Origin of the sequence: Azospirillum sp. OGB3 (assembly GCF_014192915.1) — a bacterium.
In the GTDB taxonomy this organism is placed as follows: domain Bacteria; phylum Pseudomonadota; class Alphaproteobacteria; order Azospirillales; family Azospirillaceae; genus Azospirillum.
The window spans coordinates 531,857-557,448 of the sequence record NZ_JACHYN010000001.1; the positions used below are offsets into that span (position 1 = coordinate 531,857).

Sequence of the window (25,592 nt, forward strand, 5' to 3'; positions counted from 1 at the left end):
CCGCGATATCCGGGCGCCGTCCATGGCTCAAGCGGGCGTGGGCGCAAACTTCATCGGGCTGTAACGCCCCCGGACCGTCCGGGCGCTACATCACGTAGAATCGGGCCTTCACCACCACACCCTCGATGCCGCAGACCACGGTGCGGTTGCGCCCGCTGTTCTTGGCGAAGTAGAGCGACTCGTCGGCCCGCGCGATCAGGTCGGCCACCGTCTCCGTCCCGTCCGCCGGAGAGATGCCGATGCTGACGGTGAAGGCGAACAGGGCGCCCTCGACGGTCCGGGCGGTCAGCGCCTCCGTCGCCACCCGGATCTCCTCCGCCTTGGCGATCGCCGTCTCCACCTGCGCGGCGGGCAGGACCATGCAGAACTCCTCCCCGCCCATGCGGCCGAGGAAACCGCCGGGCGGCACGCGGGCCGCGCAGGTCTGGGCAAACAGCTTCAGCGCGAGGTCGCCGTTGGAATGGCCGTAGGTGTCGTTGACGCGCTTGAAATGGTCGATGTCGAACAGCGCGACGGCGAAGGGCGCGGCCTTCTCCGTTCCGCTGCCGCCCTGAAGCAGCCGGTGCTGCTGCTCCAGCCGCTCCATGAAGCGGCGGCGGTTCAGGACGCCCGTCAGGTAATCGGTGTTCAGCATCTCCGCCATCACCCGGTGGGTGCGGGTGATGCGTTCGCCGGCGCGCACGCGGGCGCGCAGCATGGGCATGTCGATGGGCTTGGTCAGGAACTCGTCGGCGCCGGCGTCGAACGCCTCGATCCGGCGCTGGATGTCGTCGTCGGCGGTCATCAGGATGGAGAAGGTGCGGTGCTGGTCGTCCTCCGCCCGGATCAGCCAGCACAGCTCCAGCCCGTCCATCCGCGGCATTTCCAGATCGGTGATCAGGATGTGGATGTCGTGGAGGTGGTAGAGGTCCAGCGCCTCGCGCCCGTCACGGGCCAGCAGAACGCGGTAGCCGTACGCCTCCAGGTGGTCTTTCAGGATCTTCCGGACAACGCAGGAGTCATCGGCGACGAGGACATTCGTCTCCGCGGTTGATCCGGAATTCATGGCAGCCACCCCTTGCAGGCACCAGCGGGGTGTTTACTAGGGTTTTGTATAAAATGCCATCATTTTTGGAAGGGGGCTTTTCACGCGCCAGCCCCCCACCACGGCGGCCATCCGTCCCGTTCAGCTCTCCAGCATGCGGCGGAGCAGCTCCACGTCTTCGGCAAAGGCGGGGTCGGTGGTGCGCAGCTCCTCCACCTTCTTCACCGCGTGCATCACGGTGGTGTGGTCGCGCCCGCCGAACTTGCGCCCGATCTCCGGCAGGGAGCGGGCGGTGAGCTGCTTGGCGAGATACATGGCGACCTGCCGCGGCCGGGCCACGGCGCGGGCGCGGCGGGCCGAATGCATGTCGGCGACGCGGATGTTGAAATGCTCCGCCACCCGCTTCTGGATCTCGTCGATGGTGACGCGGCGGTCGTTGGCGCGCAGCAGGTCGTGCAGCACCTCCTGCGTCGATTCCAGCGAGATGGCCCGGCCGACCAGCTCGGCGTGGGCGACGATGCGGTTCAGCGCCCCTTCCAGCTCGCGCACGTTGGACGTGATCTTGTGGGCGAGGAACTCCAGCACCTTCAGCGGGATGGCCGCGTTCAGCGCGTCCGCCTTGGCCTGGAGGATGCCCAGCCGCAGCTCGTAGGTGGTCGGGTGGATGTCGGCGACGAGGCCCCAGCCGAGGCGGGAGCGCAGCCGCTCCTCCATGCCTTCCAGGTCGGACGGGCTCTTGTCGGCGGAGATGATGACTTGGCGGTTCTGGTCCACCAGCGCGTTGAAGGTGTGGAAGAACTCTTCCTGCGTGCTGTCCTTGCCGCTGATGAACTGCACGTCGTCGATCATCAGCACGTCCACCGAGCGGAACTGCTGCTTGAAGGCCATGGTGTCCTTGAAGCGCAGCGCCCGGATGAACTGGTACATGAACTTTTCCGCCGACAGGTAGATCACCTTGCGGTTCGGATCGTTCCGCCGGATCTGCCAGGCGATGGCGTGCATCAGGTGGGTCTTGCCCAGCCCGACGCCGCCGTAGAGGAACAACGGATTGAAGGTGACCGAAGTGGCATCGGCGACGCGCCGGGCGGCGGCGTGGGCCAGTTCGTTCGGCTTGCCCACCACGAAATTCTCGAAGGTGAAGCGGGGGTCCAGCGGCGCCGAGATGTCGGTCCGGTCCTCCAGCACCGAGGCGACCGCCGTGGGCGACTCGTCCGACGCGAAGGAGGGCGGCCCCGCCGAATAGGAGGATCCGATGTAGGAATTGGCGCCGTAGGAGGCGGCTCCATAGGGAGCCGATTGGCTGAGCGCCGCCGCCCGCGGGGCAGGCGCCGGGGGAACCGGGCCGCCGACTGCGGTGCCGGCGGCCGGATCGGAGTCGCGCGGCGCATCGCCCGCGTCCCCATCCGACGTCAATTCCGCCGTCAGCATGGACGGGGCGTTGGCCGAGGCCACCACGACGTCGATCGACAGCACGTCCGGATTCTCGCCGGCCCACAGGTTGCGGATGCGGTCGGCGTAGTGGGTCAGCACCCAGTCGCGCATGAAGCGGGTGGGCACGACGATGCGCACCTCCCCGCCGCGGATTCCGGCGAAGGAAAGCGGCTGCAGCCAGCTGCGGTAGGCGATCTCGCCCACCTCGTCCTTGAGGCGGCCCCGGATGCGGGCCCACTGCTGATCCAACGACGCGCCGACCGACATGCTTCCCCTACCCCGCTCCTTCCCCCCGGACGGCCCCGCGCCGCAGGGGGCACCGTCCCGCCGACTTCGCCCAGGCCTCTTAACTTAGGTCCCGCGCCTTCAAAACGTTCCTCTCCTGAAGACTCCAACGGTGGATGCCTCCCAACTGGACGGCAGCACTATCCCTTCGGCGAAGTTGGACTCCGCCTTTGCCACGTCGAGTTTTAAGAAAAGCATCGCTCCAGGAGCAACGGGTCGAGTCGAGCTTCTTGAGCGTCCCGCAACCTTGCCCGCGGCTTTGAACGTCTCCGTCCCTCAGCGAATGGCGCGAGACGTCAAAGACGACATCGGTGCGTCATTCCCAACGGAAGGAAAGTCTAATCAGCCGCCCTCGCCGTGGCAATAGGACAGAAAGCGAACGGTCCGGACTGCGGCAAAAATCACGCAGCGTTTCCGAAACCCGCCCCTGTCTTCGCCAAAGACCAGGACCACCGGAGGCGACTCGCCATCCAACAGCCGCGATCCCCTGCCCCACCGGAGTTCTGCCGGAGGACTCGGAAAGAACGGAGACTGTACTTACCAAAAACGCAAAAAGCCGCGCCCAGACCTGGTGCGCGGCTTTATAACGCCGAGTAAACTCAGAGAGCCTTGATGCGGGCCGACAGGCGCGACAGCTTGCGCGACACGGTGTTCTTGTGGAGAACGCCCTTGGAGGCTCCACGCATCATTTCCGGCTGCGCGGCCTTGAAAGCCTCAGCGGCTTCAGCCTTGTTGCCGGACGAGATCGCCGTCTCGACCTTCTTCACGAAGGTGCGGATACGGCTGACGCGGTTACGGTTGATCTCCGTACGACGCGCGGTTTGACGAATGCGCTTTTCAGCAGACTTATGATTGGCCATGAAAACCCTACTCCGGACGACACGCCTGTCCCAGTGCGAGGGGGCCTTATACGCTCCAGCCGAATGGGAGTCAAGGCACCGTCCAACACTGTTTTTCGGCAAAGGAAAGATTACGAGATCTTGACGGATTTCTGGTCCTCCCCCGCTAGATACGGGGGAGGAGTCGGGGGATGTCAGCGATGCTTCCAATCCGGCTGACGCTTCTCGGCGAAGGCGGCCATGCCCTCCTTCTGATCTTCGGTGGCGAAAGTGGAGTGGAAGATTCGGCGCTCCACCCGGATGCCTTCGGACATGGTCGTCTCGTAGGCGGCGTTGACGGCGTCCTTGGCCATCATGACGACCGGGCGCGAGAGCTTGGCGATCTTCTCGGCAACCTTCACCGCCTCGTCCACCAGCTCCGCTGCCGGCACGACGCGGCTGACGAGGCCGGCGCGCTCGGCCTCGGCCGCGTCCATCAGGCGGCCGGTCAGGCACATCTCCATGGCCTTGGACTTGCCGACGAAGCGGGTCAGGCGCTGGGTGCCGCCGGCGCCGGGGATGGTGCCGATGGTGATCTCCGGCTGGCCGAACTTGGCGGTGTCGGCGGCCAGAATGAAGTCGGCCATCATCGCCAGCTCGCAGCCGCCGCCCAGCGCGTAGCCGGCGACCGCGGCGATGGTCGGCTTGCGGCACTTGGCCAGCCGCTCCCACTTGGCGGTGATGAAGTTGGCCTTGTAGACGTCCATGTAGGAGAAGTTCTGCATCTCCTTGATGTCGGCGCCGGCGGCGAAGGCCTTCTCCGAACCCGTGACCACGATGGCGCCGACGGAGTCGTCGGCCTCCAGCGCGTCGAGCGCCTGTCCCAGCTCGGTCACCAGCAGGTCGGACAGCGCGTTCAGCGCCTTGGGCCGGTTCAGCGTGACGAGCCCGACCGGTCCGCGGGTTTCGACGAGAATGGTTTCGTACGGCATGATGCAGCAGGCTCCCGTGGGTTTGCCCCCTCGCTCCGGGCGGGGGGCTTCTGGTTTGCTCTTGGTCTCTTCCGAAGGAATCAGCGCGGAATCAGCGAGAAGCGGACGACCGTGGCCGCCGCCTTCGGGGCGGCCCTCGCGGCGTTGGGGGCGGCCGGCTCGACGAATTCCAGGCGCAGCTCCTCGCCCTCCCGCAGGAAGCTGGCGCTTCCGCCCGCCCGTTGCGGGGCGCGGCTCCAACCGAGCTGCGGCATGGTCTGGTTGTAGAAGGACAGGACCGCGTTGCGGTCCATGGCGCCCGCCATGACGGACTGCGCGATGCGTCCGGCGGGCTTGTCGAAGACCAGCGGCGCCTCCTCGGCGGGGGCGAGGCCCGGCATGACCGGCACGTCCCCCATGCCTTCGACGTAACGGGCAGAGTCGGCACGGGCGGGGTCGGCCGCCCAGGCGGACGAGGTTGCGGGCAATGGGACCCCGGCCAGACCCGCAAGGGCGGGGCCGGCGAGGAGGAGGGCGGCGAGCGTCGCCCTCGCGGTGGCCGATGGAGCCGTCATACCTTCCACCTATATCAACGCTGGCGTTGCGGACAATAGAAAGTCGAACGACCCGCCTGGACGATCCGGCGGACGCCCCCGGTCTTCGCGACGTCGCAGGTGCAGCCCGGACAGGGCGCGCCCTCGCGGTCGTAGACCGAGAACTGGTGCTGGAAATAGCCGAGTTCCCCCGACGCCTGCCGGTAGTCGCGCAAGGACGATCCCCCCGCGGCGATGGCCCGCTCCAGCACCGCGCGGATCGCCGTGGCCAGCCGCTCCGCCTTGGCGCCGGTCACCGTGGCGGCGATGCGCGTGGGGCTGAGGCGGGCGAGGAACAGCGCCTCCGACACGTAGATGTTGCCGAGCCCGGCGACCACGCTCTGGTCCAGCAGGGCGGCCTTGATGCTGGTCATCCGCCCGGCCAGCCGGTCGGCCAGCACCGGCCCGGAAAATTCGTTGCCCAGCGGCTCCGGCCCGAGGCCGCGTAGCAGCCGGTGCTCGGCGAGGGTCTCCGCCATGGCGAGGTCCATCAGGCCGAAGCGGCGGGCGTCGTTGAAGGTCACCACCGTCCCGGCGTCGGTCTCCAGCACGACATGGTCGTGGGCGCCCCAGGCGACGGGCCGTTCCGGCGTGATGATCATGCGGCCCGACATCCCGAGATGGGCGATCAGCACCGTCCCGTCGTCGAGATGGAGCAGGATGTATTTGGCGCGGCGGCGCACCGACTCGACGCGGCGGCCGGTCAGCCGTTCGCAGAATCCGTCCGGAAAGGGAACGCGCAGGTTGGCCCGGCGCTGGAGCACCTGGACCAGGGTCCGCCCCTCCAGATGCGGGGCAAGGCCGCGGCAGACGGTTTCGACTTCGGGAAGTTCGGGCATGATGGCAAGGAGGATGGTGGGAAGCGCCGGTTGACGCAAGGGGCGCCTTCAGCCCTTCAAACCGTCCACCAGCCTCCGCAAGGCCCGCGCCACCGCCGCCGCCGGGCCGGACCAGTCGCCGCTTCGGGTCTGGCGGAACAGGCGGGCGGTGGGGTACCAGGGACTGTCCTCCCGTTCCATCAGCCAGCGCCAGTCCGGCGGGTGTGGAAGCACCACCCAGACCGGCACCCCCAGCGCCCCGGCCAGATGGGCCGGCCCGGTGCAGGAGGAGATCACGAGGTCGAGGTTGGCCATGATCGCCGCGGTGTCGGCAACGTCGGCGATCTGCGGCCCCAGGTCGGTGAAGGAGGGCGGCAGGTCCATCCCCTCCAGATCCTCCCGCCCCGGCCCCTTCTGAAGCCCGAAGACGCGCACGCCCGGCACGTCCAGCACCGGCCGCAGCCCGGCCAGCCGGGGCGAGCGCTGCGCGTCGCCGTGGAAGGACGGGTTGCCCGCCCAGACCAGCCCGACCCGCAGCCCCCGCCCCCCCGTCGGTTGCCCGTCCGCCAGCCGCTCGCCCCAGGTGGCGGCGCGCCGCGGATCAGGACGCAGATAGGGCACGCGGGCGGGGATCGCATCCAGACTCGGGCAAAACAGGCCGGCCAGGCTCATCAGCGGGATCTGGACGTCGGTGTCGGGCAGGCCGCCTACCCCCGGAAAGTCGAAGGCCCGTGGGATCACCGTCACCCGCGCCGGGTCGGTGTTGCCCTCCAGCAGGGACAGCAGCGGTCCGTGGGCCTCCAGATAGACGCGCGCCGGTCCGGCGCGCAGGACCGCGTCGAGGAAGCGGACGAACTGGATGGTGTCGCCCAGCCCCTGTTCGGCATGGACCAGGATGGTCCGCCCCGTCAGGTCCGTGCCGTCCCACAGCGGTTGGCGGAAGGGCCGGCGCTGCCCGGCCAGGGCTTCGCTGCGCCAGCGCCATTCGAATTCCGCCCAGCCGGCGGCGTAATCGCCCTGGCGCAGCAGCAAATGGGCCAGATTCCAGTGGGCGACGACCAGATGCGGCGCCACGCGCAGGGCGCCGCGGAAGGCCTCCTCCGCGTCCCGCGGGCGGTCGAGATGCACCAGGGCGTCGCCGCGGACGACCAAGGCCTCGCCGAGGTCCGGAGCCAGCCGCAGCGCCCGGTCGGCCAGCCGCAGCGCCCGGTCGTGCTCCTCCAACTGGGTCGACAGCGCGCCGAGGTTGGACAGGGACGGCGCGTGCGCCGGATCGCAGGCCAGCGCCGCGCGGGCGGCCGTCACGGCCTCCGCCCGCCGCCCCTGCGCGGCCAGCGCCAGCCCCAGCTTGGCATGGGTCTCCGCCTCCTGCGGGGCCAGCCCGCGCGCCCGGCGGGCCAGCCGTTCCGCCGCCGCCGCGTCACCGCCGTCGAACCGGCCCAGCGACAGGTTGCACAGCGCCAGCGGCTCGGCCGGCAGGACGGCGAGGATCCCGCGCAGCAGCCGGGCGGCTTCCCCCGTCCGGCCGTCGCGGTAGAGTGCGGCGGCGTGGGCGGTCAGGATCGGCACGCCCACCGCCTCTGCCACCGGGCGGGTGAGCCGCGCCACCGCCCGCCCGGCCTCCCCCCGCTCCAGAAGAGCCCGCCCTTCCCGCTCCACCGCCCGGTCGGCGAGGTAGCGCGCCTCCAGGCTGTCGGGCTGAAGCGTCAGGAGCCGTTCCAGCGTCAGGAGCGATTCGTCGTGCCGCCCGACGCCGCGGCAGGCCAGGGCGAGCTGGAACAGGGCCGCCGCGTGGTCGGGCTGGAGCGCCAGCGCCCGCCGCAGGGCGGCCACCGCCCCCTCCCCGTCCTCCAGGATCAGCCGGACGCGGGCGAGGTCGTAGCGCAGGCCCGGATTGTCGGGGACCAGCCCGATCGCCCCGACGAACAGCGCCGCGGCCAGTTTCGGCCGGTCCGTCTGGCCGTAGAGCACGCCCAGCAGATGCAGCGCGCTCGCCTGATGGGGATCGGCGTCGAGGATGCGGCCATAGAGGATCTCAGCCTCGGCCAGACGGCCGGACTCGTGATGGTCGAAGGCGATGGCCAGGGCTTCCGCGATTGTCGCCATGTGTCCGCGTGTGTCCGCGCTGGATGGTGAAAGGTGCGAAGGGTAGCAGACCTACCGGAAAAGCGCGCGCAGCCGGTCGGCCACGGCCTCCAGCGGCGCCCGCCAGTCCCCCGCCGCCGTCTGCCGGAACAGGCGGGCCGAGGGGTACCAGGGCGAGTCGTCCCGTCCGACCAGCCAGCGCCAGTCCGGCGCGTGGGAGAGCAGCAGCCAGACCGGATGCCCCAGCGCGCCGGCGAGGTGGGCGGTCGCGTTGTCGATGGTGACGACGAGGTCGGTGGTGGCGATCTGCGCGGCCAACCCCTCCAGGTCGTCCTTGCGGTCCAGCCCGGGCGGCAGCGCGACGGCGACGCCGTCGGCCGCCAGCGCGGCCACCTCGTCCGACCAGTCGCCGTATTGCAGCACCACCATGTCGGCGCCCGCCACGTGCAGCGTGCGCGCCAGATCGGCCAGCGGGAGGTTGCGCAGGCGCCCCCATTTCGGGTTGGTGGTGTGCCAGGCGATGCCGACCAGGGGACGCCGGCCGGTCCGCCGAAGCGCCGGCGTCCGCGCCGGATCGGCGCTCAGCATCGGACGAAGCCGGCGGAAATCCTCCTCGGCGCGCAGCAGAAGGCGCGGCAGGCTGCCCGACGGGACCTGCGCGGCGATGTCCGGCGCGGACAGGCGCGGGTCCGGCCGTGGGCCGCGCGGCACCACCTCCACCCCCGGCAGCGCGCGGGCGAACAGCGGCGCCAGGCGCGCGTCGCACTCCAGCAGGCAGCCGGCCAACCCTCCCGTTGATGATTGCGTCTCTTCCATTGACGATTGCGTCAACAACGGGAGCAGCGTGGCGAACATCAGCTCGTCGCCGACCCCCTGCTCCCCCCAGACGAGCAGCCGCCCGCCGCCCAGCGGCCGGCCGGTCCACGCCGGTTGCGGGAAACGTCCGGCGGTGCGGCACCAGGGCTCGGCGGACCAGCGGTCCTCCCAGGCGTCCCAGCCTTCCGCGAAGCGTCCGAGCGCCAGCAGCGCCGACGCCCGCGCCAGCCGCGCGTCGGCCAGGGCGGGGTCGCGGGCGAGCGCCGCGTCGGCCTCGGCCAGCGCTTCCGCCGGGTCGCCGCAGAGCGTGTGGGCGTCGGCGAGATTGTTGCGGATGGCCGCCGAGTCCGGCCGGAGCGCCGCCGCCCGCCGCAGGGCGTCCCGCGCGCCCTCCGGATCGCCCTGCCCCTTCCGCACGTTGGCCCGGTTGTTCCACAGCGCGGCGTCGGCGGGGTCCAGCGCCAGGCCACGCTCGTAGGCGTGGCGGGCGGCGGGCAGCGCGCCACGGTCCTTGCGCCACGCGCCCAGCCGGTTCCACAGCGCCGCCCGCTCCGGGTCGAGCCGCAGGGCGCGGCACAAATCCGCCTCCCCCGCGTCGGGCCGCAAGGCCAGAGCACCCAGCAGCCCGGCGTCGTCCGGCGCCAGCAGCGCGGCGATCCGCCGCTGGGTCAGCGCCTCCCCCGGCCGGTCCAGCGCGTCCAGCGCGTCGGCGTGGTTGATGCGCGGATCGGCGAGCCCCGGCCGGATGGCCACGGCGGCGCGCAGGGCCCGCTCCGCCGGGGCCGGATCGCCGGCGGCCAACCGGCGCAGCGCGAAGTTGTTGAGAAGCCCCACCCGCTCCGGATCGAGGGTGGCGGCGCGGGCCAGCGCCTCCGCCGCTGCGCCGAAGCGGCCCAGTGCCTCCAGCAGGCCGGCGTGGTTGGCGTGCGGGTCGGGCTGGCCTTCATCCCCGGCGATGGCCTGCTCGACCAGCGCGCAGCCCTCCTCCAGCCGCCCGCACTGGGCGAGCAGGAGGCCGCGCAGATGCAGGGCCGGCGGGTGGCCGGGAACGGCGTCGAGGATCTGCCCGTAGACCGAGTCGGCCTCGGCGAAGCGTCCCTCCCGCTGGAGGTCGAAGGCGATCAGCAGGGCTTCCTGCAGCGTGGCCATGGTCCCCCCGTCAGTCCCCCATCGTCTGGCCGTGGGCACGGTGGCGAAGGCGGGGCGCGGGGTCAAGCTCGCAAAAACCGCGCGCCGGGGGTGCGTCACGGCAACGCCCCGGCTGGCGCGAGCCCAGGTCGCGCGCTATGTTGCGCGCCATGACCGATCCGCGCACCCCCTCCGCCCCGTCCCAGCCCGCAGCTCCGGCCCAGGCCACCGGCGTGTCCGCCGGGGCCGAAGGGAACTGGTTCGGCTACCGCCCCGTCGATCCCGACGCCAAGTCCGGCCTCGTCCGCGCCGTCTTCGACAGCGTGGCCGGGCGCTACGACCTGATGAACGACCTGATGTCGGGCGGCATCCACCGGCTGTGGAAGGACACGCTGATGGAGATGGTCGCCCCGCGCGCCGACATGACGCTGCTCGACGTGGCGGGCGGCACCGGCGACATCGCCTTCCGCTTCCTGGAGCGCGGCGGCGGGCGGGCCGTGGTCTGCGACATCACCGAGTCGATGGTCCGCGTCGGGCGCGACCGCTCCTACGACCGCAACCTGCTGACCGGCGTGAACTGGACGGTCGGCGACGCCGAAAGGCTGCCCATCGCCCCCCGTTCGGTGGACGCCTACACCATTGCGTTCGGCCTGCGCAACGTCACGCGCATCGACGCCGCGCTTTCCGAGGCGCGCCGCGTGTTGAAGCCCGGCGGAAAGTTCTTCTGCCTGGAGTTCAGCCACGTGGTCCTTCCGGTCCTGCGCGAGATCTACGACGTCTATTCCTTCCAGGTCCTGCCGCGGCTCGGCCGCATGGTGGCCGGGGACGAGGACAGCTACCGCTATCTGGCGGAGAGCATCCGCCGCTTCCCCGAGCAGCAGGCGCTGGTCAAGCGCATCGAGGCCGCGGGATTCGGCGCGGTGCGCGTGCGCAACCTGACGGGCGGAATCGCCGCCATCCATTCCGGCTGGCGGATCTGACCGGATGCTGTTCCGGACCGCCCGAAACATCGGCCGCCTCTTCGTGATCGGCCGCACGCTGGCGCGCTACAACGCGCTGCCGGAAACGCTGCCGCAGACCGCCCCCGGCTTCGCGCTGTTCTGGCGCTGGGTCGGCAACGCCAAGGAGCCGGGCCGCGTCGGCCAGCGGCTGGCCCGCGCGCTGGCCGACCTGGGGCCGACCTACATCAAGCTGGGGCAGCTGCTGTCCACCCGCTCCGACCTCGTCGGCGAGCGGATGGCGCTGGATCTGGCCGAGCTTCAGGACAAGCTGCCGCCCTTCCCGGGATCGCAGGCCCGCGCCATCGTCGAAGAGGAGCTGGGCGCCCCGATCGGCAAGCTGTTCCGCAGCTTCGACGAGGCGCCGGTCGCCGCCGCCTCCATCGCGCAGGTGCATTTCGCCGTCACCGCCGACGGGCGGGAGGTCGCGGTCAAGGTGCTGCGGCCGGGCATCGAGAACGCCTTCGAGCGGGACATCGACCTGTTCTATTGGCTGGCCGAGCTGGCCGTCATGGTCATGCCCAAGCTGAAGCGGCTGCGCCCGCGCGAGGTGGTGGACACCTTCGCCCGCACCTCCCGCCTGGAGATGGAGCTGCGGATGGAAGCCGCGGCGGCGTCGGAGCTGGGCGAAAACTTCAAGGACGACCCCACCTTCAACGTACCGGCCATCGACTGGGACCGCACGGCGCGCCGCGTCCTGACGCTGGAGCGCATCCGCGGCTTCAAGGTGGACGAGTCGGAAAAGCTCAATGCCGCCGGCTACGACCGCGACGAGATCCTGGCCAAGGCCTCGGCCAGCTTCTTCAACCAGGTGTTCCGCGACGGCTTCTTCCACGCCGACCTGCATCCCGGCAACCTGTTCGTCACCCAGGACGGCAACATCACCGCCGTCGATTTCGGCATTATGGGCCGGCTGGACCGGGCGACGCGGACCTACCTCGCCGACATGCTCATCGGCTTCCTGACCGGCGACTACCGCCGCGTCGCCGTGGTGCATTTCGAGGCGGGCTACGTCCCGCGCCACCAGTCGATCGAAGTCTTCACCCAGGCCTGCCGCGCCATCGGCGAGCCGCTGCAGAACAAGCCGTTGAGCGAGATTTCCGTCGGCCGTCTGCTCGCCCAGCTCTTCGCGGTGACCGAGCAGTTCGAGATGGAGACCCAGCCGCAGCTCCTCCTGCTCCAGAAGAGCATGCTGACGGCGGAGGGGGTGGGCCGCATCCTGAACCCGAACATCAACATGTGGGAGCTGGCGCGCCCGCTGATCGAGGACTGGATGCGCGAGAACCGTGGGCCGGAGGCCCAGGTTCTCGACGATCTGGAGGCCATGGTGTCGACGGTGCGCCGCCTGCCCTGGCTGGTGAACCAGGCCGAACGCGCCGCCGCCGAGCTGGCCGACGGCGGCCTGCGCCTGCACCCCCACTCGATCAAGCACATGCTCGACCGCTGGGTGGAGCGCCGGATCAGCGAGCGCGTCGCCCTGTGGATCATCGTCGTGCTGCTGACGGTGATCGCGGTCCGGGTGCTGTAGGGGCCTTTTCGGCGGCGCGCGGAAGGGGTGCGGCGGCGTGCCCCTCCCCCTTGGGCGTCGTTGACCCCGCCGCCGCCCGGCCGGACACTGGAGTCGTCGCAACCGTTCGCGGAGGGAAGCCATGGCCCGCGACGAATTCCAGGCGCTTCTGACCTACATCCGAACCGACCAGCTCCAGCCGCACCGGTCCCGCTCCGGCCCGCTGGAGTCCCCGCCCCCCGTCGTCACCATCGCCCGCGAGCACGGGACCGGCGGCGAGGCGATCGCGGCCAAGCTTGCCGAGTCGCTGGGGGTGCCCTGCTTCGACAAGGAAATCCTCGACGCCGTGGTGGCGACGGCCACCTCCGACCCGACGCTGATGCGCCAGCTCGACGAGAAGCTGCCGGGGCGGGCGGGGATGTTCCTCTACGCCAGCCTGATGGGGCTGCACGACCCGCTGACCGAGTACCAGCGGCTGCTGACCCGCGTGGTCAACGGCATCGCCTTCCGCGGCGGGGTGATCGTCGGGCGCGGGGCGCATCTGCTGCTGCGCGGGGCGCCGCGCTTCCGCGTCCGCATCGTCGGCTCGGACGAGGTCTGCGCCGCCCGGCTGGCCGGCGGCGCCCCCGCCAAGATCGCCGACGCGCTGCATGAGGTGCAGCGGGTCAACGCCGCCCGCGCCAAGTATTTCAAGGAGTTCTTCAAGATTTCCAACGGCGATCCGCTGCAGTACGACCTGATCGTCAACACCGACCGCTTCACCGACCTGGGCGCCGTCACGGACCTGATCCTGCACGCCTACCGGATCCATGGCGGGCATGCCGAGACTCAGCCGCCCTCACCGATCCACCAGGACTCGACCAGCGGGCCGTAGAGGGGCGTCGCCTCCGGGTGCTTCAGCCGCGACCAGCGGGCCATGCGGTCGGCCGGGCTGTGGAACAGCGGCACCATGTAATGCCCCCACAGCAGCACCCGGTCGAGCGCGCGGACGCGGGCCACGAGGTCGGCGCGGGTCCGCGCCTCGGCGATGGAGGCGGCGATGGCGTCCACCACCGGATCGCGGATGCCGGGGTAGTTGCGGCTGCCCGGCTGGTCGGCCGCCTCGGAGCCGTAATAGTAGAGCTGCTCGTTGCCCGGCGAGAGGCTGGAGACCCACCAGCGCAGGGTCATATCGAAATCGAAATGATCGAGGCGCGCCTGGTACTGCGCGTTGTCCACCGTGCGCACCGTGGCGGCGATGCCCAGCCGCTCCAGCGAGCGGGCGTATTCCAGCGCCACCCGCTCGTCCGCCGGGTTGCCCAGCAGGATTTCGAAGGCGAAGGGACGCCCCGCCCCGTCGGTCAGCCGGCCGCCGCTCACCCGCCAGCCGGCCTCGGCCAGCAGGCGCAGCGCCTCCCGCAGGTTGTCCCGCGCCCCCGCCGGGCCGCTGCCGTCGGTGCGCGGCAGGGTGAAGGGCTCCGTGAACAGCGCCGGCGGCAGGCGGTCGCGGAAGGGCTCCAGCACCGCCCGCTCCTCCGGCCCCGGCAGGCCCTCCGCCGCCAGTTCGGAGTTCGGGTAGTAGCTCGCGGTGCGGGCCAGCGCGCCGTGGAACAGCGTCTTGCCGATCCAGGCGAAGTCCGTGGCGAGGCCGAGCGCCCGCCGCACCCGGATATCCTGGAACGGCGGGCGGCGGGTGTTGAAGATCAGGCCGCGGGCGAACTCCGGACGGCGGTGCGGCAGTTCCTCCAGCACGATCCGCCCCGCGCGCAGCGCCGGGCCGTCGTAGCCGGTGGCCCATTTGGCGGGATCGGATTCGCGCCGCACGTCGCCCTGCCCGGCCAGGAAGGCCTCCAGAGCCACCGAGTCGTCACGGTAATAGGTGAAATCCAGCGTGTCGGCGTTGAACAGCCCGCGCCGCGACGGCAGGTCCCGCCCCCAGTAGTCGGCCACCCGCTCGTAGACGATGCGCCGCCCGGCCTCGGCCTGCTTAACCCGGTAGGGGCCGCTGCCCAGCGGCGGGTCGAGCGTCGTCGCGGCGAAGTCACGCCCCGCCCACCACGCCTTGGCGTGGATCGGCATCAGCCCCATCAGCAGCGGCATCTCGCGGTCGAAACGCCCGTCCGGGCCGGGGGCGAAGGCGAAGCGGACGGTGCGCGCGTCCGGCGCCTCGGCGCTCGCCACCTTGGCGTAGTACTGGCGGCGGTTCGGCGTGCCGTGGGCGCGCTGGATCTCCAGCGAGAACAGCACGTCGGCGGCGGTCACCGGCGTCCCGTCGTGCCAGCGCGCGGCGGGGTTCAGGTGGAAGACGGCGGCGCTCCGGTCCTCCGGCACCTCCAGGCTCTCGGCCAGCAGGCCGTAGAGCGAGAAGGGCTCGTCCCACGAGCGTGTCAGCATCGTTTCGAAGACGAAACCAAGCCCCAGGGCGGGCACGCCCTTGACCACATGAGGGTTCAGCGTGTCGAAGCCGCCGGTCACCGCCTGGCGCAGCGTGCCGCCCTTGGGCGCGTCGGGGTTGACGTAGGCGAAATGCGCGAAGCCCGGCGGATAGGCGGGGTCGCCATGCATGGCGATGGCGTGGGAAGGTCCTGGCGGCGGTTCGGCCCGCGCCGCAAGGGGAAAAAAGGCGAGACAGAGCAGCGCAAAGAGGATGCAGGGCATGGCGAAGGCTCGTCCCTTTGCCGCACCTGCGCAAGTGGCTTTGACTTATGGCCGCTTCTGCCTAAACTCCGCGCGCGCGGCGCCGGGAGCTTTGGCCCGCGTCCACAACCAAGCGCAACCCGCTTTTGCAGTCGAAGGATGGTTTTCCATGGATCTCAGCAAGGTTCCGGTCGGCAAGAACGCCCCGTGGGACGTGAACGTGGTCATCGAGATCCCGTTGCGCGGCGAGCCGGTGAAGTACGAGATCGACAAGGAGTCGGGCGCGATGTTCGTCGACCGCTTCCTGCACACCGCCATGTACTACCCCTGCAACTACGGCTTCATCCCGCACACCCTGTCGGGTGACGGCGACCCGGTGGACGTCTGCGTGGTCGGCCGCCATTCGGTCATCCCGGGCGCCGTGCTGCGCTCGCGCCCGATCGGCGTGCTGTTCATGGAGGACGAGGGCGGCGAGGACGAGAAGCTGCTGGCCGTTCCGGTCGACAAGCTGCACCCGTTCTACAGCAACGTGAAGTCCTACAAGGACCTGCCGGAGATCACCACCGAGCAGATCGCCCACTTCTTCCAGCACTACAAGGATCTGGAAAAGGGCAAGTGGGTGAAGATCCTGCGCTGGGGCGACGAGCAGGAAGCCGCCAGGAAGATCCAGGAAGGCATGGAGCGCGCCGCTGCCGCCACCAAGGGCCAGCCCGGCCCGGTGGTCTGACGCGCCTCTCGACTGGACGGGTTGCAAGGGCCGGCTCCGCAGCGCGGGGCCGGTCCTGCAACGCGGACCGTCCCCATTTTCCCCCTCACCCGGTCAGGGCAGCGACTTCTCGACCGAGGTCACCGCCTCCTTCAGGATTTCCGCGCTGCGCTTCAGCGCCGCCGCCTCCTCCTCCGACAGGTCGGGCATCACCGTCTCCAGGACGCCGCCCGCCCCGATCACCCGCGGCAGCGACAGCGCCACGTCCGGCACGCCCAGCACCTCGTCGTTGAGGATGGAGCAGGTCAGCACCGCCCGTTCGTCCCCGGCGATGGCCGCCACGATGCGCGACAGGCCGCCGGCGATGCCGAAGGCGGTGTGGCCCTTGCCGTCGATGATGTGATAGGCGGCGCGGCGCACGCCATCGTCGATGGCGGCGCGATCCTCCGCGGTCAGGGGGCGCTTCAGCCGGTCGGCGCCGCGGTCCACCGGCAGGCAGGCGACGGTGGCGCCGGACCACAGCAGGACTTCCGAATCGCCATGCTCGCCCACCACATGGGCGTGCACCGACTTCGGCGTCACCCCCAGCCGGTCGGCCAGCAGCGCGCGGAACCGCGCGGTGTCGAGGATCGTGCCGGAGCCGATCACCCGCGACGGCGGCAGGCCGGAGATGCGGGTGGCGATCTGCGTCATCACGTCCAGCGGGTTGGTCGCCACCAGCAGGATGGCGTCGGGCGCCGCCCCCAGGACCGCCGGGATGATGGCGCCGAAGACCGCCGCGTTGCGCTCCAGCAGCTGCAGGCGCGTCTCGCCGGGCCGCTGCGCCACGCCCGCGGCCAGCACCACCACCCCGGCCCCGGCCAGCGCCGCGTAGCCGCCGTGGCGCACCTGGGCGGCGCGGGCGAAAGGCACGGCGTGGGCGATGTCCTGCGCCTGGGCCGCGGCCAGCTTCTCGTTCATGTCGACCAGCACGACCTCGCTGGCCGCACCGCTCATCACCATGGCGAATCCGGCGGTGGCGCCCACCGCGCCGGCCCCGACGATCCCGACCTTCATGGCTCCCGCTCCCTGCTTTTTCCGTTGAAGGTCAACAGGGTGGAGCATCGCGCCCGCCCGCTCAAGCCCCGATGCGCGGCGGGGATAGACGCTCCGGAGGGGGGCGCGACAAAGGGCGCCTGTACAAAGGTATGACCAATGTGTATGTTGCACTGCAACATGAGCGGCGATCGGTCGCGTTCCCGTCCCGCAATTGCCTCATTACTCCAGATTGCAAGTCGATGGCCCTAGTCCGATCTTTACCGGAATGGCGCCTGTTCGAGCCTTGCTGTGTGAGACGAACCCCCGGAACCCGGCCATGACCGTTCGCAACCTCGACCGCCTGTTCAAGCCCGCCTCCATCGCCTTGATCGGGGCGACCCGAAAGCCGAACACCATCGGCGCCGTGGTGGCCCGCAACCTGTTCAACGCCGGGTTCGACGGCCCGATCATGCCGGTGACCGGCGAGCGCGCGGTCGAGGGGGTTCTGACCTACAAGACGGTGGACGATCTGCCGGTCACGCCGGATCTGGCGGTGATCTGCACTCCCGCCGCCACCGTGCCCGCCACGATCGAGGCGCTGGGCAAACGCGGGACCAAGGCGGCCATCGTCATCTCCAGCGGCTTTTCCAAGGAGCAGACCCAGACCCTGCGCGAGGCGGCGAAGCCCCACCTGATGCGCGTGCTGGGCCCCAACAGCCTGGGCATCATGGTGCCGGGCCGCGGGCTGAACGCCAGCTTCGGCCACGTCACCCCGAAGAAGGGCGACGTGGCGCTGGTGGCGCAGTCGTCCATGGTGGTGACCTCGATCGCCGACTGGGCGACGGCGCGTGGGATCGGCTTCTCGCACCTGATCTCGATGGGCGACAAGGCGGACGTCGATTTCGGCGACCTGCTGGACTATCTGGCCGGCGACGCCACCGTGCGGGCCATCCTGCTTTACATCGAGAGCATCACCGACGCCCGGAAGTTCATGTCGGCGGCGCGCTCCGCCGCCCGTCAGAAGCCGGTAATCGTCATCAAGTCCGGCCGCACCGACGAGGCGCTGGAGGCCTCCACCTCCCACACCGGAGCGCTGGCGGTGTCCGACGCCGTCTATGACGCCGCCTTCCGCCGCGCCGGCATCCTGCGCGTCAGCGGCCTGGACGAGCTGTTCGACGCGGTGGGCACGCTCGGCACCGGGTCGCCGATCACCGGCGACCGGCTGGCCATCCTGACCAACGGCGGCGGCATGGGGGTTATGGCGACCGACAGCCTGATCCTGTCCGGCGGGCGGCTGGCCCAGTTCGCGCCGGAAACCATGGACGCGCTGGAGAAGGCGCTGGGCGCCGGCAGCGCCCGCAACCCGCTGCGCATCGGTGGCGACGCCCCGCCCAAGCGCTACGCCGACGCGCTGAACGCGCTGATGGCCGACCCCAACAACGACGCCGTGCTGGTGCTGAACTGCCCGACCGCGGTGACCGATGGGCTGGCCGCCGCGCAGGCGGTGGTCGACACCATGATCGCCAACAAGACGCGCAAGCACCCGGTGCTGACCAGCTGGCTGGGCGACAACACGGCGGCTGAGGCGCGCAAGCTGTTCGCCGCCAACCGCGTCCCCACCTACGACACGCCCAGCCACGCGGTGCGCGCCTTCCTGCATCTGGTGGAATACCGCCGGAACCAGGAGCTGCTGATGGAGACTCCGCCGTCGGTGCCGGAGGATTTCCAGCCTGACGGCATCACGGTGCGCAAGATCATCTCCCGCGCCATCGCCGAGAAGCGCGACTGGCTGAGCGAGTATGAGGCCAAGCGCGTGCTCGCCGCCTACGGCGTCCCGGTGGTCGACACCCGCCGCGCCGACACGCCGGACGAGGCCGCCCACTGCGCCGAGATGATCGGCGGGCCGCTGGCGCTGAAGATCCTGTCGCCGGACATTACCCACAAGTCGGACGTCGGCGGCGTCGCCCTGCACCTGACCGAGCCGGCGGAAGTCAAGGCCGAGGCCGAGGCGATGCTGGCCCGCGTGCGCGAGGCGGTGCCCGACGCCCGCATCGAGGGCTTCACCGTCCAGGAGATGGCGGTGCGCGCCGACGCCTACGAGTTGATCGTCGGCATGACCGAGAACGAGCTGTTCGGCCCCGTCCTGCTGTTCGGCGAGGGCGGCATCGGGGTGGAGGTGGTGGAGGACTACGCGCTCGCATTGCCGCCGCTGAACATGCGGCTGGCGACGGAGCTGATCGGCCGCACCCGCATCTGGCGGCAGCTGCAGGGCTACCGCTCGCGCGCCGCGGTCGATCTGGAGGCGGTGGCGTTGACGCTGAACAAGATCTCGCAGCTCATCGTCGATTTCCCGGAGATCGCCGAGCTGGACGTCAACCCACTGCTTGCCGACGCGGAGGGCGTGCTGGCGCTCGACGCCCGCATCAAGGTCGGCGTCCCGGCCCTGCCCGGCGCCAAGCGGCTGGCCATCCGCCCCTACCCCAAGGGGTTGGAGGACCGCATCGCCATCAAGGACGGCCGCCAGTTCCTCGTCCGCCCCATCCTGCCGGAGGACGAGCCGCTGGTGCACCACATGGTGGCCAACCAGACGCAGGAGGATCTTCGGCTGCGCTTCTTCGCGCCGCTGAAGCGGCTGTCGCATCAGGCCGCCGCCCGCCTGACCCAGATCGACTACGACCGCGAGATGGGTCTGGTCGCCGTCGGGCCGGACCCGGAGACCGGCGACACCATCATGTACGGCGTGGTGCGCATCACCGCCGACCCCGACAACCTGCGCGCCGAATACGCCGTGATGGTGCGGTCGGACATGAAGGGCCAGGGGCTGGGCTACCAGCTGATGAACAAGATCCTGGACTACGCCCGTTCCCGCGGGATCAAGGAGGTCTACGGCGAGGTCCTGCGCGAAAACACCAGCATGCTTGGCATGTGCCGCGCGCTCGGCTTCATCCGCAAGGAGAACCTGGACGAGCCGGGTGTCGTGGAGGTGAGGATCGAACTGGGCGGCGGCCTCGCGTCCCACTCCGCAAGCTGAGCGAGACGGTGGGAGCGGACGGGGCGCGGTGCCGGGTTCGGAACTTGGCATCGCGCCCGAGGCGGAAGCGGCATGCCTCCGGTGCAGTCGGCGGACGGTTGGGCACGGCGCATCCAACGATCCGAATCACATTTTTGCCAGCGGCCGATGTGCCAGCGCCTGACGCGCTTGGAACGGATTGCCGTTTTCCTGAAGCCGCTGCAAACGGCCCCGTTCCATCAGCATGCCAATTAACCCAGACACCTTGATCAAGGTTTGGGATGCAAATTAAAATTCCTATCGACAAGCTGATGCCGTTGGAATTTTTCAGGTCTTTCAGCTATTGAATCCAATCTTGTTCTTATGTCCTTCAAAAATAATACACATTCATTAAGTATATAAATGCTTCCATTTATATTCTTTATAATCTCTAAAACATCAATGTCACCAGATCTATTGGTAGGTATTTCATCAAATTCTGGAACTCTTAGTTTTGAATACGTGATACCAGGACCGAAATAAACGATGCAATCGTCAGCCACTTCCTTACAGTCATTACAGCTGAAATTCACATTTCTCAATGCAGCACCCTCTATCATGCGCAGCATTAGATTTTTATCTATAACATTATCTCCTCTGCTCACTCTTTCATATCTTCTGGAAATGTCGGTGCTTGCGTGATGAGCGACCACCATGGCACGATCGACTCTCCGCCACAGGTGATTGATGGTGATGCGCGGTCCACCCATCGCAATCCTCCTACAAAGCCCCTTCTAAAGTTCGATTGCGGCCAGCAATTCCGAAACTTCTTTTGCCTGCGGCGGCGCAACAAAATCTTCCCTGAACCGGAGGATCTTTGGCTGATCCTGCAATGGAACGAGTTCAAGCGCCTTATCCAAAATCATCAAAGCGTGTTCATTGCGGCGCCGAGCACGCAAGCATTGAGCAAGACCCATATAGTAGGTGGCGTCCTTCGGATCCATTCGGATCAGCACAGCAAACTGTTTGGAAGCTTCCTCCAGTCGGTTGGCATCGCGCAAGAACGTTGCATAAATCTTGATATTGTTTTCCTCATCGCCGTCCAAAGTCATGGCCCGTTCAATATCGCGGAACGCCTCCTCGGCGATGCCAAACCCCTCCAAGTGGCGGCACCCTATGGCGCGGTTCCGCAAAATCAGCGCCTGCAATTTCGGTGTCAGGGAAGGCCCCCGCCGCTCCAGGATGGACGTACAAAAGCTGTACAACCTGTCGTAGGAAGAAACTTCTATAAGAGCGTTGAATATTCTTTTGATCTGCGACTCTGAACACTTATCCCCCAGTTCAACCAATTGCTGAAACACCTCATCGCGACGTGATGGAAAAATGTCCATTTCGAGGCAACGAAGTTCGATTTCGGCACTGATGTTTTTGGGATTGCGCCGAACAGCCCTTTCATAGAGCCGATAGGCATGCTCACGATAGCCACTTTCCCGGCATATATCTCCCACCTGTTCAATCTCATCCGAAGAAATTGCGATGGCCTCCCTCGTCCCATCGCCGAGCATGTCTGTAAAAGTAAGCAGAGCCTTTTTGAAATCAGCTTCCCGTGCAAGCCTGGTGCTGTCTGGCGCACTCAGCAGATTGGCAAAAGATCTCTCAATTGCCTCGATAAAGTCACGACCTGAAACCAGTTCATCAATCCTTCGGCTGCTGGCGAGATCCAGCTTCACAACTTCCAAATTTTCTTCAAGACCCTTTATCTCAACATCTTTTTCGATAAGCACTTCCCGCAGCTTTTTGACCTGTTCACGAAGCTGCTCGCTCATGTCCTGGAACTGATTGGAAAACGAGGCCGGAACCCAACCCAGGGAACTTGCAGCATACTGCGTGAAATGCGCGGCAGACGCGCCACAGATGTAGCGAAGCTCATCACTGTTCGACCAGAATTTGACCATCCTTCCTTGTGACAAGCGAGCACGAAATGCGTTCAGCGCCGTAGAGTTGTCCGATATCTTGGCAATTGGAATGTCGAGATACTCAGATTTTTTCCTAGCCCAATCATCTCTGACGTCTTCTCGTATAATGAACGCTATGATTTCCTTTCCGCTCTCTAGAGCGTAATCAAATTCCATTTCCGTATATGACTTTTTTGTTGTGCTATCAATCTCTCCATATCTGGTCGCCAAAATAACAACAAAGCAATCGGCTTGATCAATCTGCTTCTTAATGAATTGAAACTGCGCTTCATTCGTTGCAACAAATGATTCCATTCCGATTGGAAAATTTCCACCATCAATAATAGCGTCGAAGACAGCCCGACGCTCCTCTTGCAATCCCTCGTAGACGGAGCTGACAAAAAATTGGAATTTTCGCGACGACGCAGCCATAGGAAATCCCTTTCGGAGGATCACGCCGGAATTCGGTAGTTTTTAATACAATGCAGCAATTCTAGCGCGTATGTCAACGGCATCATATGCCGAATTTGATATATAAACACGCGATGGACACGGCGATGGGTTGCGATTATCCATGATCGCTCGCATCTTGCGCCGCGCGGAGCCTGCTCATACCGGATATTTAATGCCAGCAGCGCTGGAAAATGGGCTTTCGCCGCCCACAGGTGACCTATGCCCTCATTTCACGCCCTTTCAGGGCGTGCGCAGGGACCAGGATGCCAAGGCTATGTGATGCGAGGGCGGTGCCGGCTTCCGCCGGCACCTGTTTGCTAAAGCAGCGTTTCCAGGACGCGGTCGGGCGGGGCATGGCCGTCCGCGAAGGTCTTGATGTTGATGATGACCTTCTCGCCCATGTCGATGCGGCCCTCGATGGTGGCCGAGCCCATGTGCGGCAGCAGGACCACGTTGTCGAGCCGCAGCAGCTTCGGGTTCACCGCCGGCTCATGCTCGAACACGTCCAGGCCGGCGCCGGCGATCTCGCCCTTCGACAGCATGCGGGTCAGCGCCGTCTCGTCGATGACCTCGCCGCGCGAAGTGTTGACGATGAAGCAATGCGGGCGCAGCAGCTTCAGCCGGCGCTCCGACAGCAGGTGGTAGGTTGCCGGGGTGTGCGGGCAGTTGATGGACACCACGTCCATGCGCGCCAGCATCTGGTCCAGGCTGTCCCAGTAGGTCGCCTCGAGCTCCTGCTCGACGTCCGGATAGACGCGGCGGCGGTTGTGGTAGTGGATCGACATGCCGAAGGCGCGCGCCCGGCGCGCCAGCGCCTGCCCGATGCGGCCCATGCCGAGGATGCCCAGCCGCTTGCCCTGGATGCGGTGGCCGAGCATCGTCGTCGGCCCCCAGCCCTTCCATTGGCCGGAACGCACCAGCCGCTCGCCTTCCGCCACCCGGCGGCCGACCGCCAGCAGCAGGGCCATGGTCATGTCCGCCGTATCCTCGGTCAGGACGCCCGGCGTGTTGGTGACGCTGATGCCGCGCTCCCGTGCCGCCTTCAGGTCGATGTGGTCGACGCCCGTCCCGAAGGAGGCGATGAGGCGAAGCTGCGGCCCGGCCTTTTCGATCACCTCGCGGTCGATCCGGTCGGTGACGGTGGGGACCAGCACGTCGGCCGTCTGCACCACGTCGATGAGCTGCGCGTGGGTCAGGGGTTCGTCGTCGGAGTTCAGCCGTGCGTCGAACAGCTCCATCATCCGCGTCTCGATGACGTCGGGCAGTTTCCGGGTGACGACGACGAGCGGCTTCTTCTTTTCGGTCATTGGACGGTGCCTCCCCCATTCCGGGCCGACGCTTGTCCTATCAAGCGGTTGGGAAGCTGTCCAGATGGCAGTGACGATTCGGCGCGGCGTCCGGCCTTATGAACCGCCCCGCCATGTGACAAGAACCGATGCCGTGCGTCCGCCCGCGCCTTGCGCTTGCCCCCGGCGGGTACCCCTAATTATAGTGCCTCCGACTCAAATCCTTCCGATCTCCACAGCACGGGGCTGCCGGTGTTGCCGTTGCCGACGACGTCTGCCATCCGCCGCGCTCTCGCCGTCCTGGCGCTGGCCGTCGCAGCCCTGGCGCCGGTCACGCCGTCCACCGCCGACGCGTCGGAAGGCGGACGGCGCGAGAAGGACCCGACCCACGCCTCGGGCCTGCCGATCCCCCGTTTCGTGTCGCTGCGCTCGGGCGAGGTGAACGCGCGCACCGGCCCCAACGTGCGCTACCCCATCGAATGGGTGTTCACCCGCAAGGAAATGCCGGTGGAGATCACCCAGGAGTTCGACACCTGGCGCCGCATCCGCGACTGGGAAGGCAGCGAGGGCTGGGTGCACCAGAGCATGCTGTCGGGCAAGCGCAGCATCGTCATCACCGGCGACATCCGCACCGTCCGCAAGGAGCCGCGCGGCGACGCCGCCGTCGTGGCCCGCGCCCAGCCTGGGGTGATCGGCTGGCTGCGCAAGTGCAAGGGCGAGTGGTGCGAGGTGGACCTGAAGGGCTATCGCGGCTGGATGAGCCGCGGCGAGTTCTGGGGCGCCTACAAGGACGAGACGTTCGAGTAAGGGGCCGGCGGCTTGCCCCCACCCTTCCCATGGCTGACGCCGCGGGCCCCTTCCCTCCCCTGCGAAGCCGGGGAGGGCTAGGGAGGGGGCAACAGGTCCCCCTACCCGAAATCCCCCGCAAGCTCCGCCCGCACCGCCTCCGGCATCACCGCCATGTGGCCGTACCGGTTATGGCCGATGCCGAGGATCACCTCCATCCCAGGGGTGCGGAAGGCGGCGATCTGCTCCGGCGTGAAGTCGAAATGCAGGAAATGGACGGCGGACGCCTTGCCGGCCGCGGTCGTGCGCTCCACGTCCTGTTCCGGCCGGCCGGTCACCGTGTGGCCGGCGAAGCGCAGCGTCACCGTCCGCTCCACCCCGCCCAGCCGGCCAAGCTCGGCGGCGCGCCGCGCCGGGTCGGCGATCTCGAACATCAGCGTGGCGACCAGTTCCGTCCCTTGCGGGATCAGGCCATTGTAGGCCCGCAACTCGCCGTCGATCTGGTCGTCACCGCCCCGCTCGATGAACAGCATCTCGTGGACCTGCTGCCACATCGTCTCGTAATTCTCGAAATGGACGAGGGCGTAGGGGCCGACAGCGACGCGGCGCCTCTTCTTCATGGCAACCAGCGCGCTGCGGCGGGCGGCGCGTTCGACGGCGTAGCGGTCCAGGGGAAGGATGTCGGCGCGGGTGATCGCGGTCCGGCGCGCCGTCATGACGACAGTTGGTCCAGCATCCTCTGGAACCGCCCGGCGTGGCTCCGCTCGGCCTTGGCCAGCGTCTCGAACCAGTCCGCGACCTCCTCGAAGCCTTCCTCGCGGGCGGTGCGGGCCATGCCCGGATACATGTCGGTGTATTCGTGGGTCTCGCCGGCGATGGCGGCTTTGAGGTTGCTCACCGTGTCGCCGATGGGCAGGCCGGTGATCGGGTCACCGGCCTCCTCCAGGAATTCCAGATGGCCGTGGGCGTGGCCCGTCTCGCCCTCCGCCGTGGAGCGGAAGACGGCGGCGACCTCGTTGTGGCCTTCCACGTCGGCCTTCTGGGCGAAATAGAGATAGCGGCGGTTGGCCTGGCTCTCCCCCGCGAAGGCCGCCTTGAGGTTCTGCTCGGTCTTCGTGCCCTTCAGCGACATGGCGGCGTTCTCCAGACGGGGTTCGGCCCGGCCCGACCGCGCGCGGGCGTGGGGCCTCCGGCGACCGAGCCTCGGCTACGGCTTATGCCATTGCTCCCAAAACGCGTCAATGTTCCGGAAATTCCCTGACGACCCGGCTGGACGACCGTTTTTTCCGTGACGCGGCCGTCGGCCGCCT

Annotated in this window: 21 protein-coding genes; 6 read left to right on the top strand and 15 right to left on the bottom strand. The window is 68.0% G+C overall.

From position 1 onward, the window contains the following. Window positions 1–85 precede the first annotated feature (85 nt). From FHW79_RS02515 to FHW79_RS02550, 8 genes are all read right to left on the bottom strand, one after another. On the bottom strand, window positions 86–1,045 hold the full coding sequence (locus tag FHW79_RS02515) for a diguanylate cyclase (RefSeq protein ID WP_183177496.1): 960 nt from the start codon (window positions 1,043–1,045) through the stop codon (window positions 86–88). A 120-nt stretch (window positions 1,046–1,165) separates the two neighbouring features. Continuing rightward, window positions 1,166–2,722, bottom strand: coding sequence for a chromosomal replication initiator protein DnaA (gene dnaA / locus FHW79_RS02520; RefSeq protein WP_183177497.1), 1,557 nt, complete (start codon window positions 2,720–2,722; stop codon window positions 1,166–1,168). Between the two features lie 617 nt (window positions 2,723–3,339). Beyond that, window positions 3,340–3,600 (bottom strand): 30S ribosomal protein S20, encoded by a 261-nt coding sequence (gene rpsT, locus FHW79_RS02525; protein WP_014238814.1) that lies wholly within the window; start codon window positions 3,598–3,600, stop codon window positions 3,340–3,342. A 173-nt stretch (window positions 3,601–3,773) separates the two neighbouring features. Continuing rightward, window positions 3,774–4,550 carry an enoyl-CoA hydratase gene (locus FHW79_RS02530; protein ID WP_114860347.1) on the bottom strand — a complete coding sequence of 259 codons (777 nt, stop codon included), beginning with the start codon at window positions 4,548–4,550 and terminating at the stop codon, window positions 3,774–3,776. A gap of 80 nt (window positions 4,551–4,630) precedes the next feature. Next, entirely contained in the window at window positions 4,631–5,104 is a 474-nt protein-coding gene (locus tag FHW79_RS02535; RefSeq protein ID WP_183177498.1) for a hypothetical protein, read from the bottom strand. A gap of 14 nt (window positions 5,105–5,118) precedes the next feature. Then, window positions 5,119–5,961: a bifunctional DNA-formamidopyrimidine glycosylase/DNA-(apurinic or apyrimidinic site) lyase gene (gene mutM, locus FHW79_RS02540; protein WP_183177726.1), complete on the bottom strand. Its 843-nt coding sequence runs from the start codon at window positions 5,959–5,961 to the stop codon at window positions 5,119–5,121. A gap of 48 nt (window positions 5,962–6,009) precedes the next feature. Further along, on the bottom strand, window positions 6,010–8,046 hold the full coding sequence (locus FHW79_RS02545) for a tetratricopeptide repeat protein (protein ID WP_183177499.1): 2,037 nt from the start codon (window positions 8,044–8,046) through the stop codon (window positions 6,010–6,012). 51 nt (window positions 8,047–8,097) lie between these two features. Next, window positions 8,098–9,990, bottom strand: a complete 1,893-nt coding sequence (locus FHW79_RS02550; RefSeq protein ID WP_183177500.1) for a tetratricopeptide repeat protein — start codon at window positions 9,988–9,990, stop codon at window positions 8,098–8,100. A 149-nt stretch (window positions 9,991–10,139) separates the two neighbouring features. Here FHW79_RS02550 and FHW79_RS02555 point away from each other — a divergent pair, with 149 nt between their 5' ends. The 3 genes from FHW79_RS02555 to FHW79_RS02565 all read left to right on the top strand — a co-directional run bounded on the left by FHW79_RS02555 (window position 10,140) and on the right by FHW79_RS02565 (window position 13,348). Beyond that, complete coding sequence (locus FHW79_RS02555) at window positions 10,140–10,949, top strand: class I SAM-dependent methyltransferase (RefSeq protein WP_247884126.1); 810 nt, start codon at window positions 10,140–10,142, stop codon at window positions 10,947–10,949. A gap of 4 nt (window positions 10,950–10,953) precedes the next feature. Beyond that, window positions 10,954–12,495: a 2-polyprenylphenol 6-hydroxylase gene (gene ubiB / locus FHW79_RS02560; RefSeq protein ID WP_247884127.1), complete on the top strand. Its 1,542-nt coding sequence runs from the start codon at window positions 10,954–10,956 to the stop codon at window positions 12,493–12,495. 121 nt (window positions 12,496–12,616) lie between these two features. Then, window positions 12,617–13,348 (top strand): cytidylate kinase-like family protein, encoded by a 732-nt coding sequence (locus FHW79_RS02565; protein ID WP_183177502.1) that lies wholly within the window; start codon window positions 12,617–12,619, stop codon window positions 13,346–13,348. On the opposite strand, the gene FHW79_RS02570 is transcribed toward FHW79_RS02565, so the two are convergent. After that, window positions 13,303–15,111, bottom strand: a complete 1,809-nt coding sequence (locus FHW79_RS02570; protein ID WP_183177503.1) for an extracellular solute-binding protein — start codon at window positions 15,109–15,111, stop codon at window positions 13,303–13,305. The genes FHW79_RS02565 and FHW79_RS02570 overlap by 46 nt on opposite strands. A gap of 148 nt (window positions 15,112–15,259) precedes the next feature. Here FHW79_RS02570 and ppa point away from each other — a divergent pair, with 148 nt between their 5' ends. Continuing rightward, window positions 15,260–15,817, top strand: a complete 558-nt coding sequence (ppa, locus tag FHW79_RS02575; protein WP_183177504.1) for an inorganic diphosphatase — start codon at window positions 15,260–15,262, stop codon at window positions 15,815–15,817. A gap of 93 nt (window positions 15,818–15,910) precedes the next feature. Here ppa and FHW79_RS02580 read toward each other — a convergent pair whose 3' ends face one another. Next, window positions 15,911–16,852: an L-lactate dehydrogenase gene (locus FHW79_RS02580; RefSeq protein ID WP_183177505.1), complete on the bottom strand. Its 942-nt coding sequence runs from the start codon at window positions 16,850–16,852 to the stop codon at window positions 15,911–15,913. A 298-nt stretch (window positions 16,853–17,150) separates the two neighbouring features. Between FHW79_RS02580 and FHW79_RS02585 the strand changes: the two genes are divergently transcribed. Continuing rightward, complete coding sequence (locus FHW79_RS02585) at window positions 17,151–19,844, top strand: bifunctional acetate--CoA ligase family protein/GNAT family N-acetyltransferase (RefSeq protein WP_183177506.1); 2,694 nt, start codon at window positions 17,151–17,153, stop codon at window positions 19,842–19,844. A 248-nt stretch (window positions 19,845–20,092) separates the two neighbouring features. Here the strand turns inward: FHW79_RS02585 and FHW79_RS02590 are convergent, their stop codons facing one another. From FHW79_RS02590 to FHW79_RS02600, 3 genes are all read right to left on the bottom strand, one after another. Then, a complete protein-coding gene (locus tag FHW79_RS02590; RefSeq protein WP_183177507.1) occupies window positions 20,093–20,572 on the bottom strand; it encodes a hypothetical protein in 480 nt (159 codons plus the stop codon). Between the two features lie 24 nt (window positions 20,573–20,596). Next, entirely contained in the window at window positions 20,597–22,189 is a 1,593-nt protein-coding gene (locus tag FHW79_RS02595) for a DUF4062 domain-containing protein (protein WP_183177508.1), read from the bottom strand. Between the two features lie 338 nt (window positions 22,190–22,527). After that, complete coding sequence (locus FHW79_RS02600; RefSeq protein ID WP_183177509.1) at window positions 22,528–23,517, bottom strand: D-glycerate dehydrogenase; 990 nt, start codon at window positions 23,515–23,517, stop codon at window positions 22,528–22,530. A gap of 231 nt (window positions 23,518–23,748) precedes the next feature. On the opposite strand from FHW79_RS02600, the gene FHW79_RS02605 reads away from it, so the two are divergent. After that, the gene (locus tag FHW79_RS02605) at window positions 23,749–24,303 is read left to right on the top strand and encodes an SH3 domain-containing protein (RefSeq protein WP_109072597.1); all 555 of its coding nucleotides are present in this window, start codon (window positions 23,749–23,751) and stop codon (window positions 24,301–24,303) included. A 101-nt stretch (window positions 24,304–24,404) separates the two neighbouring features. Here the strand turns inward: FHW79_RS02605 and FHW79_RS02610 are convergent, their stop codons facing one another. Continuing rightward, the gene (locus FHW79_RS02610) at window positions 24,405–24,998 is read right to left on the bottom strand and encodes a DUF3501 family protein (protein WP_183177510.1); all 594 of its coding nucleotides are present in this window, start codon (window positions 24,996–24,998) and stop codon (window positions 24,405–24,407) included. Then, complete coding sequence (locus FHW79_RS02615) at window positions 24,995–25,414, bottom strand: rubrerythrin family protein (protein WP_014238831.1); 420 nt, start codon at window positions 25,412–25,414, stop codon at window positions 24,995–24,997. Before FHW79_RS02615 ends, FHW79_RS02610 begins: the two co-directional genes overlap by 4 nt. Window positions 25,415–25,592: the final 178 nt, after the last annotated feature.

Bases quoted from the DNA above. Each gene is read 5' to 3' on its own strand.
- mutM (WP_183177726.1), bottom strand. From the start codon at position 5,961: ATGCCCGAACTTCCCGAAGTCGAAACCGTCTGCCGCGGCCTTGCCCCG.
- dnaA (WP_183177497.1), bottom strand. From the start codon at position 2,722: ATGTCGGTCGGCGCGTCGTTGGATCAGCAGTGGGCCCGCATCCGGGGC.
- ubiB (WP_247884127.1), top strand. From the start codon at position 10,954: ATGCTGTTCCGGACCGCCCGAAACATCGGCCGCCTCTTCGTGATCGGC.
- FHW79_RS02590 (WP_183177507.1), bottom strand. From the start codon at position 20,572: ATGGGTGGACCGCGCATCACCATCAATCACCTGTGGCGGAGAGTCGAT.
- FHW79_RS02545 (WP_183177499.1), bottom strand. From the start codon at position 8,046: ATGGCGACAATCGCGGAAGCCCTGGCCATCGCCTTCGACCATCACGAG.
- FHW79_RS02535 (WP_183177498.1), bottom strand. From the start codon at position 5,104: ATGACGGCTCCATCGGCCACCGCGAGGGCGACGCTCGCCGCCCTCCTC.
- FHW79_RS02555 (WP_247884126.1), top strand. From the start codon at position 10,140: ATGACCGATCCGCGCACCCCCTCCGCCCCGTCCCAGCCCGCAGCTCCG.
- FHW79_RS02585 (WP_183177506.1), top strand. From the start codon at position 17,151: ATGACCGTTCGCAACCTCGACCGCCTGTTCAAGCCCGCCTCCATCGCC.
- FHW79_RS02615 (WP_014238831.1), bottom strand. From the start codon at position 25,414: ATGTCGCTGAAGGGCACGAAGACCGAGCAGAACCTCAAGGCGGCCTTC.
- FHW79_RS02530 (WP_114860347.1), bottom strand. From the start codon at position 4,550: ATGCCGTACGAAACCATTCTCGTCGAAACCCGCGGACCGGTCGGGCTC.
- FHW79_RS02595 (WP_183177508.1), bottom strand. From the start codon at position 22,189: ATGGCTGCGTCGTCGCGAAAATTCCAATTTTTTGTCAGCTCCGTCTAC.
- FHW79_RS02515 (WP_183177496.1), bottom strand. From the start codon at position 1,045: ATGAATTCCGGATCAACCGCGGAGACGAATGTCCTCGTCGCCGATGAC.
- FHW79_RS02600 (WP_183177509.1), bottom strand. From the start codon at position 23,517: ATGACCGAAAAGAAGAAGCCGCTCGTCGTCGTCACCCGGAAACTGCCC.
- FHW79_RS02565 (WP_183177502.1), top strand. From the start codon at position 12,617: ATGGCCCGCGACGAATTCCAGGCGCTTCTGACCTACATCCGAACCGAC.
- FHW79_RS02580 (WP_183177505.1), bottom strand. From the start codon at position 16,852: ATGAAGGTCGGGATCGTCGGGGCCGGCGCGGTGGGCGCCACCGCCGGA.
- FHW79_RS02570 (WP_183177503.1), bottom strand. From the start codon at position 15,111: ATGCCCTGCATCCTCTTTGCGCTGCTCTGTCTCGCCTTTTTTCCCCTT.
- rpsT (WP_014238814.1), bottom strand. From the start codon at position 3,600: ATGGCCAATCATAAGTCTGCTGAAAAGCGCATTCGTCAAACCGCGCGT.
- FHW79_RS02610 (WP_183177510.1), bottom strand. From the start codon at position 24,998: ATGACGGCGCGCCGGACCGCGATCACCCGCGCCGACATCCTTCCCCTG.
- ppa (WP_183177504.1), top strand. From the start codon at position 15,260: ATGGATCTCAGCAAGGTTCCGGTCGGCAAGAACGCCCCGTGGGACGTG.
- FHW79_RS02550 (WP_183177500.1), bottom strand. From the start codon at position 9,990: ATGGCCACGCTGCAGGAAGCCCTGCTGATCGCCTTCGACCTCCAGCGG.